This is a genomic window from Paenibacillus sp. N22P23, assembly GCF_059383735.1.
The window spans coordinates 183,246-204,581 of the sequence record NZ_JBXENT010000008.1; the positions used below are offsets into that span (position 1 = coordinate 183,246).

Sequence of the window (21,336 nt, forward strand, 5' to 3'; positions counted from 1 at the left end):
TTACCTCCAATAGTTTTTGGTATTTCGTAGCTACAAACCAACTATAATGGAGCCGCGTTATGAACTAATCTTCAAGTTGTAACGGAGTTGTAAAATAAACAGAGACCTTGGTATAATCATTTTCTTTGGAGTCGATTTGGAGGGTTGCATGATGGAGCTGGGCAATTTCATTGCAGATCGATAAGCCAAGGCCAATCCCTCCCAGTTCTTTGGAACGGGAACGGTCCACGACATAGAACGCCTCCGTAATTTTCGCAATGTCCTTCTGGGGTATGCCTCTTCCATAATCCGTGACTTCAAGCACAACGCCTTCACCGTGAGGATAGCTTCTCAATTGGATCACTCCCCCGAACGAGGAAGCTTTGATGCTGTTTTCGACTACGTTAATGAACAGGGACTGCAACAGTTCTCGATCCCCATAGACGAGTTCGGCCGAGCACTCAATCTTTACCGTTATCTGCTTTGCCTCGATATGATGCCGCTCCATGTTTACCACGTAGGAAAACAGATTTTCGATAGCAACAGGTTCCAAGGCAATCTTGTCACTCTTCAAATACAGCAATTGCATCATTTTCCCCGAGAGAACATCCAGCCGTGCAATATGCTCATAAATATACCGGACCGCCATTTTCCTTTCTTCCTCGTTATAATTGGCCTGATTTAAGAACGCGCTATATCCCTTAATAGCCGTAATGGGGGTTTTTAGTTCATGCGTGAGGTTGTTGATGAACATTTCTTTGTCTTCGCTCGCCTTGTTGATCGTTTCAATATGATTGGAAACCGCATCGGCCATCCTGTTAAAATCTTGAGCTAATTCCCCGACTTCGTCGTTCCCTCCAACTTTCACTCGTTGATCATACGCTCCTGCAGCTATCGCCTTTACGCCTTTGTTCAGCCTGCGAATAGGCGCAGTTAATTGAAATAACAGAAAAAGAAGCGACGCCGACAAAATAATTGAAATCACAACGCTTAATTTCGTGAAATACTGCCGTAAAGTAACATGATATTCCTGTAAATAATCCGATTTTCTAGAAATAACCAATTTTAGATCCTGAATTTCCATTTTCCCGCCGACAAACAGCCACAGCTCATTATTCATCTTTCTATAAACGAAGTGGTACGGATTGCCATGCAGCTCCGCCCGATCTCCTGCAAACTGATAGGCATTGGAGAAGATCAATTGATCCGCTCGGTACACCTCCAGAAGGATATCCTCTTTATAATGATTTGCCGCGAAGCTGGCAATTAGCGATTCATAGTCGGTATTTCCCGAACTCTCCTTATAAACGCGTAGGATATAGCTTAATGACTTTTGGATGCTCCCGTATTCGCTCACGCCTCTGGAGATATCCAATTGTTCGTTCAGCTCATAGCTCTTCTTGAGTAGAGCATAGGCTCCGAGATCGAAGGCGATCAGAAATACAATCAACACGCCCAGGTACGTTTTCTGCCAAAATTTCACCGCTACACCTCTAGCCTGTACCCGTATTTATAAACCGTCTTGATCCGGTTCTCCCAATTCAGCTTCTTTCTCAGCTTCTGAATATGCACGTCAACGGTTCTGGTTTCTCCATAGAAGTCGTACCCCCAAGTTTGCTCAATAATTTTCTCTCGGGATAGCGCGATATTTTTATTTTGCACAAGAAGATCCAATAATTGAAATTCCTTGTTCGTGATTTCTACTTCTTGTCCATGAACCGTCACCATATGCTTCTCCAAATCGACTACGGTGTCATCCAGCCTAAATTCGTTTGCGGTCTTGTGGTTTCTTCTTAAGATAACATGGATACGGGCAATAAGTTCCACGGCTTCGAAAGGCTTGACGATATAATCTTCCGCTCCGATCTCCAAGCCATGTACTTTATCCGAAACCGAATTCCTTGCCGTTAAGAAGATAACCGGTATGCCCCGTTTCACAATATCCTGCATGATTTCAAAGCCGCCTCTGCCGGGCAGCATCACGTCCAGGATGATTAAATCGATAGGCATGTCATTTAATGTACTCCATACTTGATCTCCACTGTACAATTGGACATACTCATGCCCGACCATCTTTAAATTGACCGCAATCAAATCGTTAATGGCCTTCTCATCGTCTACAATTAGGATTTTCGCCATAAGCATACACCTCTACGCCATGATAGCAATTCTGCAATTGAAAGTTATCATGGAGTTGTAAAATTCTTTATCTCACAGTCTTACCTCGCTGAAGTTCATCCATTCAAAGGAATTTATCCATAAAAAATACAGAGCAGCGGCAGTTATCTGCCGTGCTCTGTATCCGGTTCTTGCGCTACTATTCAATTTTGCGGGTAAGCTCCTTTATCGGAGAAGAGTCAGCGCCAATTTCATCTTTTCAATGTATGCCGCTTCCCCGCCTGTACACATGAACGTCACATTCCCGTTCCCTAAGCCTGTATCGATGCCATAGCGATTAAGCAGCGCCGACAATCTTCTAACCGTGCCAGCGTTTCCATTGACGATCTCAATATGGGACGGCAAAATGTCGCGAAGAATCTCCGTATAAAATGGATAATGCGTGCAGCCTAAAACGATGATGCCGTAATTATTAAGATCATAGGGGGCAAGCTTGGTACGGAAGTAGTCGCCCATGACAGTCTTATCGAATTGAAGGGATTCGCAGTACTGGACAAGCTCAGGCAACGGCAGTGAATCCACGATTCCATCTTGATCCACGCGGGATACAAGCGCATAGTATTTAGGCATCTGCAACGTAAGAGGCGTAGCAAATGCAAGTACTCTTTTGCCGGTTGCGCGGTTCATCTCTACGGCCGGTTTGACGGCGGGCTCCATGCCGACAATGGGGAAGGAGTACCGCTCTCTCAGCTCGTTTATAGCAATGCTTGTCGCCGTGTTGCATGCAATGACAAGCGCATCGATGCCTTGCTGAATCATCTTCTCCACAGCTTCAAAGACGAAAGCCTGTACCTCTTCTTTCGATTTGGTGCCGTATGGGACATGCGTAGTATCAGCCATATAGAGATAATCCTCGGCAGGGAGCAATCTAAGCGATTCCGCCAATACCGTAAGCCCGCCGATTCCAGAGTCAAAAAATCCGAGTTTCATAGGGAATCAATTCCTATCGAATGTTATATAGTAATCCAATCATATACAGCATATCGCGATTGAAGTCCCAAGGGCAAGAAACAAGCCGCAAATTCAATGAATTTGCGGCTTGTTTTGTCAACTAAATTATGGCTGGAGCAGCCAACGATGAGCCTTAGCAAACAGCGGTCCCCACGTAGATTCGTGGTGCGTTCCGCCCGGAATGAAGTCGAATTGGATTCGGCCTTCCGCTGCCCCTGCTTCAATTAACGTCTGGCGGGCCAGCATGACGTGCTCATTGGCAATCCGATTAAAGTCCGGATTGTCAGTCTCCAATTCGCCGATGCTCAGATAGACGCGTAGCGTAGGAGAAATAACCGACTGCCGGATCAATTCGATGATTGCGCCGTTATCATGCCACATGACGAACGATAAGCCACCTACCCGGTCAAACTGAGCGGGATAGCGAATAGCGGTGTAGAGCGATATATACGCTCCGAACGAGCTGCCACTAATCATCGTATGCTCCGCTTCGGGAAGGGTCCGGTAGTGGCTGTCTACATACGGCTTGAGCGTCTCCGCGAGGAATGCGGCGTAAGCTTCGCCTTTGCCTCCAAAGCCATATTCCGCGTTAATCGTAAAGTTATATTCATTGTTGCGCTGGTCGCCTCCATTATCGATCGCGACCACGATAGCCTCAATCTCCGGTTCATCCACCGCCAATTGCTCCAATGTCTCATCGACGCCCCACTCGCTGCCCCATGATGTGTGTTGATTAAACACATTTTGACCATCATGCATATAGAGGACGGGATATCTGCGCGTACCTTCGTCATAGCTTCTCGGCAAGTAGATCCACACTCTGCGCTCTGTCTGCAGCTGCGGAATCGAAAACGCTTCGATCACCCTAACATCACCGGTGATGGTATGTTTGGCGTCGTCCGTCAGAACTTCTCTCCACGGCAAAGCAGTATGATTCATCATCGTTTCCCTTCAGCGTGAATAAGCTTTAAACTGCGCGCATGATGGCGGCCGATCGGCACGACCAGCGGGGAGTCGGACACAGGATCGCGAATGACCGTACAGTCCAGACCGAAGACATCTTGGATTAAGCCAGCCGTAATGACCTCAGACGGCTTGCCTTCCGCCACCAGCTTGCCTTCGCGAAGAGCGAAGATATAGTCCGCATAGCGGGCGGACAAGTTAATATCGTGAAGTACCATGACGATCGTCGTGCCATGTTTGCGGTTCAGATCGGTCAACAAATCCAATATCTCGACCTGGTAGGTAATATCCAGGAAGGTCGTCGGCTCATCGAGGAACAGAATGTCCGTCTGCTGCGCCAGTGCCATCGCAATCCAGACACGCTGCCTCTGGCCACCGGATAGCTCATCGATATTCCGGTCGCCGAGATCTGCAATCTTCATAATGTCCATGGCTTCGGCGACGGCTTCGTAATCCTTCTTCGTCCATCCGCCAAGCCAGCTCTGGTGCGGGAACCGCCCTCGGCCGACCAAATCCGCAACGGTAATGCCTTCCGGCACGATCGGAGACTGCGGCAATATGCCGAGGATCCGGGCGAGCGGCTTGGGGGAGAATTCGCTCAGCGCCTTGCCGTCCAGCGTGATTTGGCCGGATTCCGGTTTAATCAGCTTCGCCATGGTTTTCAGCAGCGTGGACTTCCCGCATGCGTTAGCTCCGATAATGACGCTTATCTGATTGCTGGGAACGGCTAAGCTTACGCCATGGATAATCGTTTTGTTGTCATAACCCGCAACGGTTTGTTCAGCTTGGAACTGATGGCTGGGTTTCATGTTAGAAATCCCCCTTTCGGTTCATTCGGATAAGCAGGTAGATCAGATACGGCGCTCCGAGAATACCGGTGATGACGCCAACGGGAAACCGGGTCTCGAAAGCATACTGGCCGATCAAATCAGCCCCTAGAACCAAGATAACGCCGACCAGACCGGCAGGAATAACGGTTGAGTAGCCGACGCCGACCAACCGCTTCGCGATCGGGCCCGCCAGAAAAGCGACGAAAGCAATCGGGCCTGTCGTTGCGGTCGCTATGGCAATCAAGCAGACGGAGCTTAAGATCAGCAGAATCCGGGTTTTGTCCGTATGAATTCCCAGGGAAGAAGCCGATTGTTCGCCGAGCTCGAGCAGGCTAAGACGCTTGCCCAATAGCACGATGATCGGTGTACATACCAATACCGTTATCGCTAACGGTGGGAGCTCATCTAATTGGGAGCCATTGAGGCTGCCGCTTAGCCATCGGAATGCCGCGGGAATGTCGTATTCAGCGCTAATTTTTAACAGGTAAGTAATGACGGATCCGAACATGGCATCAAGACCAATTCCGATCAGAACAAGACGCCCGATCGAAAAGGTTTTTCTACGCGACAACAAATAGAGCAGCATCACCGAAGCTAGGCCTGCCAAGAACGCCGAGATGGAAACGACCGCTTCACTCGTATGAAGGAAGATGATGCAAAAGACGGCTGCGACGCTAGAACTCGTGGTAATGCCCAATACGTCCGGATTCGCAAGCGGATTCCTAAGCATCGTCTGAAACGTATTGCCCGCTAATCCGAAAGCGAATCCTGCCAACAGTCCAGCCAGCATGCGCGGCAACCGGATCGTCTCCATGGTGAAGGTTAAGCCTTTAACCTCTTCTCCCAGCAGAACCCGTACGATGTCTTTTACCGGATAAATCGTATTGCCAAAATAGAGCATTGCGAAGCAAAGCAGGCAGGAAATGCCCCCGAGCACGGATGTAATCAGTACATAGCGGCGGTGCCTTAGACGTCTGCCCGCCATAATGAGGTTAATCGTCGTCGTATTCATCATAAGGATCGCACTTTCGATCGAATCGCCAGCAGGATGAGGATCGGAGCACCGACGAATGCGGTGACCATGCCGACCTCCAGCTCCCCGGGACTGCCGAGGACTCTGCCGACGACGTCGGATATTGTCAAGATAATGGCACCGGCCAAAGCCGACATCGGAATAAGATAACGCTGATCCGGTCCAATCAACAGACGGATTACGTGGGTCGCGAGCAGTCCAATGAAGCCGATCGGCCCAGCGAGCGCAGTGACGGTACCGCAAAGTAAGACGCCTGCTATCGATGCAATGAGTCGTAAAACGCCCGTTCGCACGCCCAGTCCACTCGCTGCCTCGTCACCAAGCGCCAACGCATTGAGGGCGGCGGCCGATGCAATTGCAATTAGGATACCAACAATGAAAAAGGGCAAGAACGTCGTGATATCATGCCAGTTCGCTGAACCGACGCTTCCCATCTGCCAGTAACGAAACCGGTCCATGACTTCGGTGCGCGGAATCATGATGGCGCTGATAAGCGAAGAAAGTGCGGCGCTTGTCGCCGCACCCGCTAGCACGAGCTTGATAGGCGTAGGTCCGCCTCGCCCCATTGAACCAATGCCAAACACGAACACCGCGGTAATCGCCGCTCCTGCACAAGCCAGCGCAATATATTGGTTAGCCGTACTGATATGGAAGAACGCGATTCCGCTAACGACGAACAATGCCGCGCCGGTATTGACCCCAAGCACGCTCGGATCGGCGATTGGGTTGCGTGTGACTGCCTGCATGAGAGAACCTGCGATGCCGAGCGCCCCGCCGCAGCAGAGACTGAACACGGTTCGGGCAACACGCTGGTGCATGACGCTGGCGCCGAATGAATCGGCGCCCGGGTTGAACAACCCGTCCATCATGTCCTTAATACCGATGACCCGAGAGCCGAACGCCAGAGACGCCAGTATGCAAGCACCGAGCGCGGCCAAGCCGATAATCAAGACGATCGCGAAGTGCTTGGGCACTGACGACTTTAGCGGCTTAGATACTGGCGAGATTAGATTAACCATTTGCCTTCTTGGCAGCCGCATCGATCAGTTTCAAGTATTCGTCGAGCGTATAAGAGATCGACAGCGGATTCGGATTACCGGCAGCCGCAAGAGGCGTGTTATCTTCGATCAGCACGACTGCGCCTTTGGCGATAGCCGGAACCTTGCCAAGCAACGGATCAGCTTGAAGCTTCTTCAGCAGTGCTTCGTTCCCGTAAGTGACAATGAGGTCGGTATCGGTAAGGATGTCAGCGTTCTCGGCGCTAAGCTCAAAATAGAAGCTATCCTTGGACACTTTGCTTAGGACGGTGTCCGAGTATTTCATGCCGAGCTCAACTAAGAAGTCGCCGCGAGGATCTCCAGGTGCATAAATCGAAATTTTCGACATGTCGTCCGGAGAAATGAATGCGAAGAGAGCATTCTTGCCTTGAATATCCGGATAAGCACTTGCTTTTTCCTTAATAATGGTTTCTGTATCCTTAATGAGCTGCTCGCCTTCCGCCTCCATACCCATACCCATCGCATCGAACTTGATCATCTCTTGCCAGCTCGTAACCCAAGGGCTCTTCTGATAAGCGACTACCGGAGCGATCTTGCTCAATGTTTCGTAGTCTTCCTTTGTAAGACCGGAATAAGCGGCCAGAATGACGTCCGGCTTCGCGTCTGAAATTGCCTCGAAGTCAAGGCCATCTGTATCTTGGAAAATGTTAGGTGATGATGCACCGAGCTCATCGAGCTTCTTCTTCGTCCAAGGCAACAAGCCGCTGCCGTCCTGAACACCGTAGTTTGCCGCCGAGAATCCGACAGGAACGACACCGAGTGCAAGCGCAACGTCTTGGTTCGCCCACGAAATTGTAGCGATACGTTCCGGCTTTTTCTCCAGTACCGTTTCGCCGAATGCATGCTTAATAGTAATCGGATATTGTTGCGCTGCTTCCTCGGAAGCAGTCTCTTCCGCAGCCGGCGCATTAGCCGCGACGTTTGAATTAGCTGTCGAGGAATTTGTTGCGTTGCTGTTAGTATTGCCGTTGCTGCCGCAGCCTGTTAGCGCGAGCATCAGCGTAAGTGAAGCGAGAAGAGTTGACACTACAAATTTGCGTTTGGATATCATTTGTATAACCCCATCCTGTCTTTGTTATAATTGATAACGATTATCATTTTCAATATTATAAAATGGTTCGTAAGGCCTGTCAATGTGTTCACAGAATGTTCGAATCTCTAGCGGATGGAATGATTCAGCCGACAGCTCTTACCTCTTATAACGACCATTATTCGCCTTTTACCAAGGCACGGAGATTGCTATTATAGAACTGACAGAGTCTATTGGGATTGCCCGCAACGGTCTGGTTACAATTGCGTAGTAGACGAGTAACACAGCAGTTAAGGGGGTAATGGCATGGAATTGATCCTGCAAGGGATTACCAAAAGCTTTGGGGATAAGAAAGTGCTCCAAGACGCAGGGTTCCACTTTCAGAAAGGCAAAATATACGGACTGCTTGGTCGCAACGGCGCCGGGAAAACGACATTGTTCAATTGTTTAAGCGGTGAAACCAAGATCGATGCTGGACAGCCGTGGTTGAAAGAAGAGGGAGGCTCGAGGAAACTGGCCGAGGAGGATATTGGTTATGTATATTCGTTGCCGATTTTACCCGAATTTCTGACCGGTTATGAATTTGTAAAGTTCTTCCTCGATATTAACCAAGACAAGCAGCCGAACTCCAATATTGACGCTTACTTCGATAGGATGAGCATGTCGAAGGAAGACCGCCACCGACTCATTAAAAACTACTCCCATGGTATGAAGAACAAAATTCAGATGCTGCTTTTTCTCATTTCCAAACCGCCGGTCATTCTGCTTGACGAACCGTTGACCTCCTTTGATGTAATCGTTGCACTCGAGATGAAAACGATGCTGCGCGAGATGAAGCGCGATCATATTCTCATTTTCTCCACTCATATTTTGCAATTGGCCGCCGATCTGTGCGATGAGCTTGTAGTGCTGAACAACGGTCAATTATCCGCCGTACCGACCGATTTGCTGCATAGTCCGGAGTTTGAACAGAGCATTATTTCTTTGCTAAAGGATGACAATCATGCTGAGAACAATTAGCACGCTGTTTTCCATCCGGATTTCATCAGCCGTAAATCGATTGATTTATTACGCGCAGAGGCTGCCGTGGGTTGGCAGAGCAATTAAGGATCCTTTATACGCCAGTCTAGATGGGAAAAAGGCGATTGCTGTCATCGCGTTTCTTCTACACATCGTTTGGGGCTTCACATCCAAGTTGGCTTATCTAGGGCTGATGGTTTACGTGCCGGCCGTCGTGTTGAACGGATCCATGCCTGAGGAGGATCAGCTTTCGCTATTTTTACATATTTTTCTGCTGCTTAGCTTTGTGGTGGCAGGTTTCGTCAGCATCTCGGTTTTGGAAACAAAACGCGAGAAGTACATTGCCGTAAAGCTCATGCGGATGAAGCCTGCCGCATATATGCAAGCGTCGCTGGGCTATCGTTATTGCACGTCCTTTATCTACTATACTCCGGCTATGCTGCTCTTCACCTCCTTACTGAACGTCTCGGTTCTTCAGGGGATGGCACTGGCAGTGTCAGTCATGTTTTGGCGAGTACTATGCGAATATCTTCATCTGAAGCTGTTTCAGAAGACAGGCATCGTCCTCATCAAGAATACCGTGGTTGTTTGGCTTGCGATCGGACTTGGCTACGGTGCTGCTTATGCCCCGATTGTTCTACATTGGGCTCCCTCCAGCGGCAATCTGCTGCTCCTGTGGCCCGTTACGATGGTCATTGCGGTGCTGGGCACGATCGCTGCGGTGCAGTTAAAACGATATTCTGACTATCGAACGGCAGTGGATGCTGCGACCAAACGGGATGATCCGCTGCTCGACCTTGGGCGAATGTTCACGGAAGCCAATAAAACGCAGGTAAAAACAAAGGATATCGACTATACATCTACAGTCGGGCAGACAGACCAATTAAAGAGCAAGGAAGGTTATGCGTATCTGAATGCGTTGTTTTTCGCTAGGCATCGCAGTCTTATCGTACGACCCCTGTGGAACAGAATGGCGATTATTGTCGCCCTAGGGGTGTTCGGCGTTTCATTAGCTATCCTCGATACAGAAAGGGCCTCCTCCCTGGCAGCACGCTGGACAACGGGAATCCCCTATTTGATTTGGATCATAAACTTCCTGTCCATTGGAGAACGAGCTTGTAAGGTCATCTTCTATAACTGTGATCTCAGCCTTATGCGTTACAGCTTCTACCGAAACGCTGCCGACCTTCATTTCCGTCAACGGTTAACCCACATCTGCCGGCTTAACCTAGTGCTTGCGGCCGGGCTTGCCGCCGCATTGACCGGATTTGCACTGGCTGCCGGGGGCGTTCCGACCGAAGAATTGCTTCTGACGCTAGTCTGCGTATTTGCGCTGTCTGTGTTTTTCTCCATCCATCATCTATTCATGTATTACATGCTGCAGCCCTATTCGACTGAGCTAAATATGAAGAATCCTTTTTTCTTTCTCTTAAACATCATCGTGTCTATGGCTTTCGTATTGGTCCTCATCCTGGAAGTCGATGCCACGGCACTCGCGATAGCCACCGTTGCCATAACGGTTGTTTACTTCATGATGGCGTTGATTCTTGTTAAGAGATGGGGCCCTCGCACTTTCAGGGTGAAATGAGTGCTGCATCATTCCAAACAGACCATAGTCTGCGATTATTCAAAATAGGGCCGGGTACAGCATCCTCGATAGGAGGGGCTGCCCGGCCTAATTTTTGTGCAATCTTTGTCGCGGAATAATGTGGGGGATGTCGGTATGCAAAATACCCATTATTATCTAATATTTCGACATCAACTATTTACATCGCCATTCAGATTATGAAATAATTGACTATATAAATTATGGCAGGTTGATATTTGTGGCTGGTTTTAAGAGAAAATGTTGCATTTTAGGGTTTTTAGTATTTTTATTTTAAGTGGGTCTGTTTCTGCAGCAGACATTCACACACAAAATTTCAACTCAGTTGATGGTGGAGAAATTAGATGGGGAACACACTGGGGGATTACCAAATATACAACTTATCGAGACACTGCAATTTCCTTGCACATAGCACTCTAATCGCTGATTTTAATGAAAAAAGGACTTAAAACAACCGAATTGTACTTTGAGGTGAATATATGTTTCCTAAGCTTGCGATTTACATTAAGAAGTGTTTGACACACCCAGCAACGCAAGTTATTTTACGTGTGCTAAGTATCTTCTCGCTAATTAGTACTTGCATCACGCTAGGGGGATTCTTTTTCTATTCAATTGGCTACTCATTTTTATATGGGTATTACTTTTCAGGCTCACAGAACCCCGAAGTAAGCTTGATCGATTTACTTATAAAAAACATACCATTTCCATTTTATTCAGTAATAATGACTAGTCTTGCATTCTTAAGTGCAGTCTCCATGTTTATATTTATTCTGTATAGTTTACATCTATCAATGAAACAACTATCAACCAAAGGGGATCGTGTAGTCGGACTATTGCGTTTTTTGATGACAATAGTAGGGTCAATAATGTTTCATATAGCATTAGCAACATTTTTTGTCGGGGGTTTCTCTTCTTCCTCTGATGTTACTTTGAAGTTTGGTCTCATTTGGATTGGCCCTTGCCTTATCGCAATATTTATTTATTCCTTATTTCGATTAATAAAAGGCATTTACTCCGCTTTATCTGGGATGCTATACGGTGTAATTGGTATGGGTATTATTAATTCTTTACTAGAGATACCTTCTTCTACGATGTGGGGATTTGTTCTAATTGCACTAGGTGTCCTCTTCAGTTTTTTCGATCACTTAATTAAATTTACCCTATATAGGGTTTTTCTTTGGCTTCCGATTAATTTTTTATTCTTTTTAATATTTATTCAAGTAATGCCCTATCTTAAACCAAAAAGCTCAATAAACTGGATTATTACTTTTGTTATTATAATGAGTATTTCTGCTTTATTAGCTTTTTTAATTGGAAGTAAAAATAAAAATAAGAACTCTTTGCATTTAACTGCTGAAAACAAATTAACAGATGCTTCAAGACTTAAGGTAGGGTCAATACTTGCATTGTTGGTGGTTGTGCTTATATTTTATATAGCAACAAGTATTCCTTTGTTAAGCGAACTTACAGGAAATTATTTTCGCACACTTACTCCCGAAAAAAACCGGCAAAACATTATTTATGACAATAACCAAACAATAGAAAACTCTAATTTAGTAGCTCAGAAAGGAAGTATTTATTATATTTCCAGTTCAGAGTGGAGATTAATATTGCTTAGAACAGAAAAGATCAGAGTTGATGATCCCAAATAAAACTCTTACAATGGATGACTTCTAGTAGAATCACTTACACCTCTTCGAACCTTGTTGACTTTATTTCCTTCAATGTTTAAAAGACAAACAAAGTGCCAGTAATTACACCATAATAGTGAGCTGTCTTGGCACTTTGTGTCATTGAAGAACAAACCCCACTGCCACCCGAAGGAAGCATCGAGGTCGACCTGGAAGCTTTTAAAACAAATTACCCCATGGTTATCGCGGGCATCGAGGACTATTTCTCCTCGGGACGAACGGTCGATGACCTGTTCAACGACGGATTGAAGTTGATTATCCGAGATTTGAAGTAGAATAGGCGTAAGCATTGGCTTGTTGCTGAGAAGAGGCATCTTTCGAGATGCCTCTATTTCCAATACTTACAAAAAAGGGTATTTCTTTAAAACGAAGAATTGTTAGTGTTGGAATAAATTGAATATCTTTAGGGCGGGGGAAATTATAATTATGAAATTGGGCAGTATTTTTAGAAAAATAGGGATTTTTACAGTGGCCGGGCTATGCTTCCTTGGCGTGATCCAGCCTCTTGCCGGACGCGCAAGCGCGTCGGAGCCCGATCCCAGTTCGCTCGAGTGGGCTCAAGAGGTTTCGGATTGGCAGTTGGATAACGATACGGGACTTCTCTATATCGTCTCCGCGGATACGAATAACCTGACGATCGTGGATACGGACGACATGACGGTTGAGCGCACGCTGTCCGTCGGCTCCAAGCCTAACGCGATGAGCCGCAACGGCAATATTCTCTATATCGCCTTGTCCGGCGAGAATCATATCGCGCGCGTGGACGTGTCAGCGCAATCCATGCTCACTCCGATCGCATCGATCGGCGGCAATCCGTATTACGTGGCGGCAACGTCCACGCACGTAATTTATTCAACCGAGAACGCTACGTATAAGTACTCGATATCGGACTCATCCAATACCTTTATGATGGGCGAATCCAAGGCACCTTTGTATGCCGACGAGGCATCTCACAGTCTATATAGCGGCGATGCATTCTGGTCTCGAGGCGACCTCTTTAAGTACGATTACATAACGAACGCCAAATTAAGCGAATCGCGTTTGACTAATGACGGAAGCCATTTCGATTATCCGAACGATAAGATTTTCGGAGACGGCAATTACGTCTATTATGCCGGCACGAAGGTCGACAAGATCGATTTGATGGAGACTTTCGGTACCTATCCCGTCGATCCGGAGCGATTTTCCCCATATTACTACTCGCAAATTTCCGACGTGAACGATCGGTTTGTTCTGACCCATCAGTCGATTTTCGATAAGAGCACACTGAAGAAGGTCGCCGATTATCCGTATGAAACAACCAGCGCTTTAATCGGAGACGATAACTCCGTCTATTTGTACGATAAGAACAACAAGGTCATCGAGAAATTCGTTTTGCAAGACGTTTATTTAGACCAGTTGAACTTACTGCCTTCGAATTCCCCGTTCCTGCAAGGGACCAATGAGATTACCGACTTCGCCACGAATGAGTCGACGCCTTATTTGTATGTCGTCTCGAAAGAAACAAACGACTTGGTCGTAGTAGACAAAGAGACGAACGAAACGGTGAATACAATCGCCGTCGGTTCCAAACCTTCTGACGTAGAGTTGTACGATGGCGCGGTATACATTGCTTTCTCGGGAGAGAACCACGTCGGCATGATTTCGATGGCGGATGCCCTGCTTCCGGGATCACAGATGACGAGAATCCGTACAATTGAATACCCGTTCCGGATCGTTCCGGACAATAACCGTTTATTCTATTCGGCCGAGGATCAGTCGCAAGACCTGCGGGTGCGGAACGGAAGCACGGGCGAGGAAAAGCAGTACTTATCGGTAGCCGAACCAAGCTTGTTCATGGACCGCGACAACCAAATTCTTTACGTCGCGGAATCCAGCATCACGAGCAGCGGTATCTATAGCTTCAATACCGCTAACGGCACGATGTCTTTGAAATCGAGCTCTACCCAGCATTTCCAGCGTTACGCCCAACATCGTTACGTGCACGCGGACGGGGCATACGTTTACTTTGACAAGGAACGGTTGAATGCCGCGGATTTATCAACGGTATCGACGTATCCCGAGCAGGTAATTTACGCTAAAGAGGAATTTGTTTTCGGCATGAATGCCGTTTACGACAGGGATTCTTCGGAAAAACTGGCGGACTTGCCTTTCGTCGCCATGCACGTTTACGTAGATGGAGAAGGGGCCGTCTACATCGCAAGCAAGAAAAGGTTGTATGCGTTCGAGAACATGGATTCGCTAATTGAGTATGCGGCGACGGCAAATACGACAGGTATCCCGTACCTCCACGACGAAGGCGAAACGGCGGGCAAAATCAACGGAAGCATTTACTTCACTCCCGCGGACGACGATAGCGCAATCGCTTCTTATAACTTATATTTTACGGATGCAAGCGGAAATAAGCTCGGGTACATTGGCAATGCGAACGATTCCTCCAGGGTCGTGGAATTCTTTTACGATTTTGTTATCCCGGGCGAAGTTTCGATTCCGCCTGGCGCAACGAACATCGGCGTCGCGCCTGTCATCGAAGGCCAAGCGTTCGATTCAGGCGGGCTCGTCTTAGGTCCGTTATGGGATGCTCCAACCTATATGGCGCAAAATATCGCGTTAACGGAAACCGGCGCCGGCGAGAACCGTTTCAGCGGGACGATCTCATGGTCTCCTGCTCCGATTGAGACTGCGGGCGGCAAATATCACATTTTCTTTACCGACGAAACCGAGATGCTGGGAGACCCAATTCGAACGGTTCCGGCAGGTTCGCAAAGCTATAGCGAAGTCTTTAACGACGTCGTGGTTCCCAGCGGTGCGATTGGGGTCGGCGTCGTTCTGGAAGATAAGGACGGCCAATCGGGGCCGAGGTTCTCGTCGCTCGTATTGGGACGCTTCCACTCCGCTCCAATCTCACTTTCGGACGTAACGATCGTTAACAACCAGACAGGATCCGATCGGATCACGGTTAACGGCGTTTCTGCTGGAGACCAGATTTGGGTGCATAAAAAAGCCGGGAATAGCTTCCTCTATTCAGGAACCGTTTCAGGCGGCCAAAACAAAATCGACTTGGATATTCCGAGCATCGGAAACCCGGGAGACGAGCTGCTGCTGTCGCGAAAGAGCCCCAATAAGCAAGAAAGCTCCCGATTAGTCGTAACGGTTCCAACCGTAACGATACCAGGAGGAGATAATCCAGGCGGAGGAGCACCGGGTGGAGGTTTACCGGGTGGGTTCTTCCCGGGCGGAGCAGTCTCCGAATTGCCGTGGACCGAGGAAGAAGCGGTTGCGGACGACGGCGGCAAGCTGATCCGGGTTCTGCTGTCCGATCAGGGCATAGAGAATATGGCAAAAAGTGATGAATTCGAACGTACGAATACGTTCGTCATTCGTTCCGAAGCCGATGCCGAGCATTTCGAATTTACCGCATCCCGGAAATCCCTGTCGGATATGGCCTCGAGCGGCGAGCAATCGAAGCTGCGGTTCGAGACGCCGCAAGGAGCATGGGAAATGCCGGCAGCCGATCTGCTGGAAAGCCTCGGCGATGCGGGAAGCGGTCCGGTTACGATCACCATCGAGAAGGCGGACGAGGAATATGCCAGTCGCTGGAACATGCAGTTTAAAGGAAACGGGATGCAAAAATTAGGTGGCATACTGGAGTTTACGGTTTCGGCCGGCAACAAGGAAGTACGGATATTCCCGCAGTACGCAGGACACGTCCTGTCCATCCAAACCGATTCCGTTCCGTTAGACGAACTGGCGGGCTTGACGTATGACCCCGTGACGAAGAAGTTCGTTCCCGTGCCGATTCGAGCGGAGTGGAAGGATGGCGTACTCCAAGTCACGTTGCTCAAAAAAGGCAACTCGGTTTACACGGTGGCGCGTACAGGCCACGCATCCTTTACGGATGTCCCCGCAAGCAGCATGTACGCAGAAAGTATTAAAGCGTTATCCAACCGTCTTGTGCTGGAAGGCTATACAGACGGAACGTTCAAACCGGAAAAAGCCATTACGCGCTCCGAATTCGCCGCTTTGCTGAATCGGACGTTAGGCATTCTGCCTAGCAGCGATAAACCGAGCCAAAAGTTCGCCGATGTGAAGCCAGGCGCGTGGTACGAGCAGGACATCGCGTCGGCCGTGTCCGCAGGATTGATCACGGGCTACTCACCGACGATATTTAAGCCTACTCAAACGATCACGCACCAAGAGATGATCACGATGCTGGTACGGGCGTTGGAGTACGTGCGTCCAAACTCGATGGATTCATCGAAAGTCACAGTTGCTGACGGATTGAACTTGCCGGATTGGTTCGTACCGAACTATCAAAAGGCGATTCAAGAAGGCCTTCTGCAATCGGCTTCCGATCCGTTCCATTTCGAGCCGAGCCAACTGGCGACCAGACAAGACAGCGCGTACCTGCTGTATCGGATGTTAAACGTGCTGGATTTCAACTAAACGAAAAACGGTTGAGCGGTTTTCTACCCGCCCAACCGTTTCTTTATGTTCATTCGGTCTCCTCGTCAGCTTCTCCGGATTGGCGATCAGCAAGCCTTACTGTAAACTGATAGACATGAGTTGCAGCCATATCCAGGCGCCAACTGCTGACTCCGTGTTGAGTTCGAAGCACAAAAACACATCACCAAGGCACAGTCGTTCCCATCACCAACTAATAAGCCGGAGTACTTGAACTTTGTACATTCCAAGTAATATTACCACGGGGATTGAATTTTTCATTAACTAATGCAGATATATAAACTTCTCTTCTATTTTCTTTTGGATATATATGCTTATTCTCAAGAACATCATAATCTACAACAATTTCTTCTAACTTACCTGTTTCATCAGTTAATGTTATATGGATATTCTGAAACTCGATCGGTGTTGTGCCGTTACTAATAAACCTTATCTCAATTACTAATTTATTAGTTTTTGACTGTTGTTTGACACGACCAATTTCAATCTTTGATAAGGAGCAGAAAGAACTGGCAAAAGAATTTATTCTTTTCGTCTCAAATAAAGAAAAACATAAGAGTGTAATCTCTCGCTTTGATGAAATAATTGTTGAATAGCGGTTGATTTAGAACTTAATGCGTTTAAATTGTTAATTTTTTTCATTTAAGACAGCTCTGCAACACCAAAATGTTGGGAGATGCCCAGACCCTTTTGGTGTCCGTAACGGGCATTGAGATAATACGAGCACTCGCTCGTTTTGGTCCGCCATAAAAGTACTTTCAATAGCTATGTGTTGATCCCTTGTTGGTTTCTGAATATATAAAAATACATCGCCGTGGCGTAAAGCCCTATGGCGATGTATTTAGCAAATAAAAACTTTTATGCTTCCTTCGATTCTTCTTCCCCAACCGCAATCGGATTCCCCTCATACGTAATCCAATCACTCCAGCTCCCCGCATACAACCGCACATTCGTAAAGCCCGCTTCCTGCAGCGCCAGCACGTTCGGACAAGCCGTCACACCCGAGCCGCAGTACACAATCGTCTCTCCGTCTTGCGCCAGTCCTTCGAATCTCGCCGCTTGCTCCTCAGCGCTCTTCCACTGTCCGTCCGCACCGCGTCCTTCCGCCCAGAAGCGGTTAATTGCGCCCGGGATATGGCCGGCAACGCGGTCAATTGGCTCAACCTCGCCGCGATAACGTGCGCCTTCACGCGAATCAATAAGCGTCACGCCGGCTTTGCCCAGCTTCTCCTGCACTTCATCGACCTCAACGAGCATGTTATGCTGCACCGTCGCGAAGAATGGACTCGGAATGAGCACCTTCTGGTCAGCTGACACGGGGAAACCAGCCTTTTGCCAAGCCGTGAACCCTTCATCCAGCACAAACACCTGCTCATGGCCGAGGTACTTCAGCAGCCACCAGAGACGCGATGCCATTGCCCCGCCTTGGTCGTCATACGCAATAACGCGTGAAGCATTGCCAATACCTGCGCGGCTAAGCGTTCCTGTCAGCTCTGCAATGTCTGGCAGCGGATGGCGACCGCCATGCTCCGTAATCGCCGAAGAGAGATCTTTCTCCAAATCCAAATACACCGCACCCGGGATATGCGATTCGTTATATGCCTCACGGCCAGACTCCGGCTTACCCAGCTGGAAGCGGCAATCGACGATCACGATATCCGATTCATACATACGAGCGAGCAACCATTTGAGCGATACAATATTTTTCATCCTATTAGCCGCCTTCCTTATTCCATCAATTAGATTCCATTACTTTAAATTATACATGATTCCAACCCACCCCGCTTCCACCGATTCATCAATTCTGCTACGATATAGAGGTTTACAATCCGTCAATATACCGCCACAAGGAGTCCCTATATATGACCGCTTCCACCGACCAGGCCCAGCCTGCCAAAACCCATCTTACCGTCGTGCCGCTATCCGACGCATTAGCCGAAGAACTCAGTACCTGGCGCTATGAACCGCCCTACGACTTCTACAATTGGTCCACCTGGGAGGTCATGCAGCAGCTGGGCATCGAGTTTGGCGACGCCTATGTCCGGAAGCAGCAATATGCCGCGGTAACGAATGACGACGGCCACTTAATCGGCTTCGTACAATTCTTTCCCTTGCTCGGTGTAACGCGAATCGGACTCGGATTACGTCCGGATCTATGCGGCCGGGGACTCGGTCTTCCACTCGTACAAGCCATAGTAGCAGAAGCCATCCGCCGCGCGCCAACCGACGAAATCGACCTTGAAGTACATATCTGGAACACGCGCGCCATACGGACCTACGAGCGTGCGGGGTTTGTGATCACGGACACCTACGCCAAGCAAACGTCTACAGGTTCGGTCGACGTTCACTGCATGTGCTACTCGCCATAATAACACCACAGCGCGGCCCGCTCGGGGCAGCGCTTTCTTTTTTATCGTGCTAAAACATCCCGCTTCGGCATATCCGTAGTAGTGTCACGAGCCATTACTTTTAAAGGAGGCGGGTCCAATGAAAGTTTTGAACATCGTCAGCTTATTAGTCCTAATTCTCGGCGGCCTGAACTGGCTGGCAGTGGGGCTTTTTGAGTATGATGTCGTTTCAGAGGTTTTTGACGGGTCAGATTCCGTTGGTGCCAAGATCGTGTACATTATTGTTGGGTTGGCTGCCCTATACAGCTTATCCTTCTTCTCCAAAGTGTCGGCAGAAGACTAACGTCCCCATTCCGCACCCACGCGGGTAATCAATCGTATGTACAAAATAAGAGCCCGTCCCAAGCGTATCATGCGCGGGGTGGGCTCTTTTCTATTAGCGTTCGCCTTCGAGCTCTGCTGCATCCAGAAACAGAATACAGCTGCCGCCAACCGGCACCGATAGGGTCCGGATTCGGTCGAAGGAATCGAGGTCCGTATAGGTCTGAGAAACCATCGCTTGCGGCCGATCCGCGAACTGAGCCGATAACGGGATAAAATAAGGCCGCCAGCTCCAATTATGCCCGCGATAATGCGGCTCTTTACTCCACCCTCCTTCGTCGCCGATCCGCTGATAGTTAGCGCTCACCTGAATGCCGTCTTTGCTGCACAGATAGAGGCGAATACATGGGGAGTCCGCCAAGCCGTCCAGCAGCGCCTCAATGAAATCATCTCCTGCCTCGCAGCCGCATTCGCCAAATGTCTGCCATACCTGATCAACCGTTGCCTGCAGCCGCTCCGCTTCCGCACTCCAATGCCGCTCCACGTGCAGCATGCGTGCCCGGCGCCGATCCAGTCCCGCTTCAAGAAGTCCCGCGAATGACAGCGCCGGGCGGAAAGTGGCCACCGCAGGCGAGAATAGATAACCCTGCACATATCGGGCACCGATTTCAATCGCCCGCTGTAAGTCCTGCTCTGTTTCTACGCCTTCCACCAGCAAGGAGGCACCGATTTGATCCGCCAGGGTGGAGAAGGAACGCATGACACCGTAGTAACCGCTGTGGCGCTCGCTCTTCTGGAGCATATGGATATCGATCTTCAGGATATGCGGTTGAATTTGAGCAATCCTGTCGATGCTACTGAACCCGCTGCCTACATCATCAATGGCAATCAGGCAGCCATAATTTCGATATAAATCCACTACTGCGCGCAGCTGCTCCATCGGCCCCAGAAACGACTCTTCGGTAATCTCAATGACGACCCTTCGCGGGTCAATCTTATATTTATCAAGCAGCTGAAGGGTCGGAAGTTCACCGGTTGCCACATAAGTTTGATAGATCCATGATGGTTTCAAGTTGATGAACAGCTTCCCGTACTCCGGATCGCTCGCCGCAAACTTCGCCAGCGCCTGCTCCCGCAAATTCCGGTCCACTCTAATCTGCTCCGCCATCGGCACGGTTTTATCCGCGAAGAAAGGCCCAACACTCCGAACGCCTTCGCCCGCACGTATACGACCAAGAGCTTCATAGCCCATAATACGCCTCGTATCAAGCGCGAGAATCGGCTGATAATAAGGAACAAGTCGACTGATCATATCCTTGTATATCTCCTCATGCAAGCCATCTTGCATGCGCTGCGCTTCCGCCATCACTGTAGCTCCCCGAATCTTGGTATATGATGTCATATATTCTCACATAACTAGTTGCACCTATTGTAAAGTAGCCGCAATTGCTTGTAAAGCCTCCGCCCACATCGCTTACAATTCAACCAATAAAAGGGTACCTGCGCAGAAAAAAACGCCAATTACCCGTTCCCGGGAATCGACGTCCGATAGACTTCATTAAAGCGCTGTGCCGACTGCATATCGAGCTCCGTCAAGCCCCCCGCATGCCAAGTCGTCAAACGCAGCGTTACTTTCTTGTAGTCAATGCCAATGAACGGATGGTGATTCATCGCCTCTGCAATGTTAGCAACTTTCCCCACGAAGGCAATCGCCTCCAAGAACGTGCCGAATCGGTAGCTTCCTTGCATCCATTTCTCATCCTGGCGTGACCAGCCGGGGAGTGCCGCAATGGCCTCGTCAGCCGCTTCGGATCGCATTTTCTCCATTTTACCCAATAGTTGCACCTCCCCCCTATCACTCAGA

General features: G+C 48.8%; 17 protein-coding genes. 6 read left to right on the forward strand and 11 right to left on the reverse strand.

Features of this window, described 5'->3' with window-relative positions; translation table 11 throughout:
• Positions 1–64: 64 nt before the first annotated feature.
• The 8 genes from AC506A_RS25065 to AC506A_RS25100 all read right to left on the reverse strand — a co-directional run bounded on the left by AC506A_RS25065 (position 65) and on the right by AC506A_RS25100 (position 8,043).
• Positions 65–1,462, reverse strand: coding sequence for a sensor histidine kinase (locus AC506A_RS25065; RefSeq protein ID WP_495463728.1), 1,398 nt, complete (start codon positions 1,460–1,462; stop codon positions 65–67).
• A gap of 2 nt (positions 1,463–1,464) precedes the next feature.
• Entirely contained in the window at positions 1,465–2,118 is a 654-nt protein-coding gene (locus AC506A_RS25070; protein ID WP_495463729.1) for a response regulator transcription factor, read from the reverse strand.
• 204 nt (positions 2,119–2,322) lie between these two features.
• A complete protein-coding gene (murI, locus tag AC506A_RS25075) occupies positions 2,323–3,087 on the reverse strand; it encodes a glutamate racemase (RefSeq protein ID WP_495463730.1) in 765 nt (254 codons plus the stop codon).
• 126 nt (positions 3,088–3,213) lie between these two features.
• Positions 3,214–4,050, reverse strand: a complete 837-nt coding sequence (locus AC506A_RS25080; RefSeq protein WP_495463731.1) for an alpha/beta hydrolase — start codon at positions 4,048–4,050, stop codon at positions 3,214–3,216.
• The gene (locus AC506A_RS25085; protein ID WP_091225244.1) at positions 4,047–4,880 is read right to left on the reverse strand and encodes an ABC transporter ATP-binding protein; all 834 of its coding nucleotides are present in this window, start codon (positions 4,878–4,880) and stop codon (positions 4,047–4,049) included. Before AC506A_RS25085 ends, AC506A_RS25080 begins: the two co-directional genes overlap by 4 nt.
• Before the next feature lies 1 nt (position 4,881).
• Positions 4,882–5,913: a FecCD family ABC transporter permease gene (locus AC506A_RS25090; protein ID WP_091225306.1), complete on the reverse strand. Its 1,032-nt coding sequence runs from the start codon at positions 5,911–5,913 to the stop codon at positions 4,882–4,884.
• A complete protein-coding gene (locus tag AC506A_RS25095; protein ID WP_495463732.1) occupies positions 5,913–6,953 on the reverse strand; it encodes a FecCD family ABC transporter permease in 1,041 nt (346 codons plus the stop codon). The genes AC506A_RS25090 and AC506A_RS25095 overlap by 1 nt, the downstream gene beginning before the upstream one ends.
• Positions 6,946–8,043 (reverse strand): iron-siderophore ABC transporter substrate-binding protein, encoded by a 1,098-nt coding sequence (locus AC506A_RS25100; protein ID WP_495463733.1) that lies wholly within the window; start codon positions 8,041–8,043, stop codon positions 6,946–6,948. Before AC506A_RS25100 ends, AC506A_RS25095 begins: the two co-directional genes overlap by 8 nt.
• Before the next feature lie 285 nt (positions 8,044–8,328).
• Between AC506A_RS25100 and AC506A_RS25105 the strand changes: the two genes are divergently transcribed.
• From AC506A_RS25105 to AC506A_RS25120, 4 genes are all read left to right on the forward strand, one after another.
• Entirely contained in the window at positions 8,329–9,042 is a 714-nt protein-coding gene (locus AC506A_RS25105) for an ABC transporter ATP-binding protein (protein ID WP_495463734.1), read from the forward strand.
• The gene (locus tag AC506A_RS25110) at positions 9,026–10,630 is read left to right on the forward strand and encodes a hypothetical protein (protein WP_495463735.1); all 1,605 of its coding nucleotides are present in this window, start codon (positions 9,026–9,028) and stop codon (positions 10,628–10,630) included. Before AC506A_RS25105 ends, AC506A_RS25110 begins: the two co-directional genes overlap by 17 nt.
• Before the next feature lie 884 nt (positions 10,631–11,514).
• Positions 11,515–12,300: a hypothetical protein gene (locus tag AC506A_RS25115; protein WP_495463736.1), complete on the forward strand. Its 786-nt coding sequence runs from the start codon at positions 11,515–11,517 to the stop codon at positions 12,298–12,300.
• A gap of 465 nt (positions 12,301–12,765) precedes the next feature.
• Positions 12,766–16,785 carry an S-layer homology domain-containing protein gene (locus AC506A_RS25120; RefSeq protein WP_495463737.1) on the forward strand — a complete coding sequence of 1,340 codons (4,020 nt, stop codon included), beginning with the start codon at positions 12,766–12,768 and terminating at the stop codon, positions 16,783–16,785.
• An 876-nt stretch (positions 16,786–17,661) separates the two neighbouring features.
• Here AC506A_RS25120 and AC506A_RS25125 read toward each other — a convergent pair.
• The gene (locus tag AC506A_RS25125) at positions 17,662–18,513 is read right to left on the reverse strand and encodes a sulfurtransferase (protein ID WP_495463738.1); all 852 of its coding nucleotides are present in this window, start codon (positions 18,511–18,513) and stop codon (positions 17,662–17,664) included.
• Positions 18,514–18,665: 152 nt separating this feature from the next.
• On the opposite strand from AC506A_RS25125, the gene AC506A_RS25130 reads away from it, so the two are divergent.
• Together AC506A_RS25130 and AC506A_RS25135 are read left to right on the forward strand one after the other, a co-directional pair.
• Positions 18,666–19,172 (forward strand): GNAT family N-acetyltransferase, encoded by a 507-nt coding sequence (locus AC506A_RS25130; RefSeq protein WP_495463739.1) that lies wholly within the window; start codon positions 18,666–18,668, stop codon positions 19,170–19,172.
• A 118-nt stretch (positions 19,173–19,290) separates the two neighbouring features.
• Positions 19,291–19,494, forward strand: a complete 204-nt coding sequence (locus tag AC506A_RS25135) for a DUF378 domain-containing protein (RefSeq protein WP_495463740.1) — start codon at positions 19,291–19,293, stop codon at positions 19,492–19,494.
• A 93-nt stretch (positions 19,495–19,587) separates the two neighbouring features.
• On the opposite strand, the gene AC506A_RS25140 is transcribed toward AC506A_RS25135, so the two are convergent.
• Together AC506A_RS25140 and AC506A_RS25145 are read right to left on the reverse strand one after the other, a co-directional pair.
• Positions 19,588–20,838 (reverse strand): EAL domain-containing protein, encoded by a 1,251-nt coding sequence (locus AC506A_RS25140; RefSeq protein WP_495463741.1) that lies wholly within the window; start codon positions 20,836–20,838, stop codon positions 19,588–19,590.
• A 155-nt stretch (positions 20,839–20,993) separates the two neighbouring features.
• Positions 20,994–21,299: a 4a-hydroxytetrahydrobiopterin dehydratase gene (locus AC506A_RS25145; protein ID WP_495463776.1), complete on the reverse strand. Its 306-nt coding sequence runs from the start codon at positions 21,297–21,299 to the stop codon at positions 20,994–20,996.
• Between the last annotated feature and the right edge of the window lie 37 nt (positions 21,300–21,336).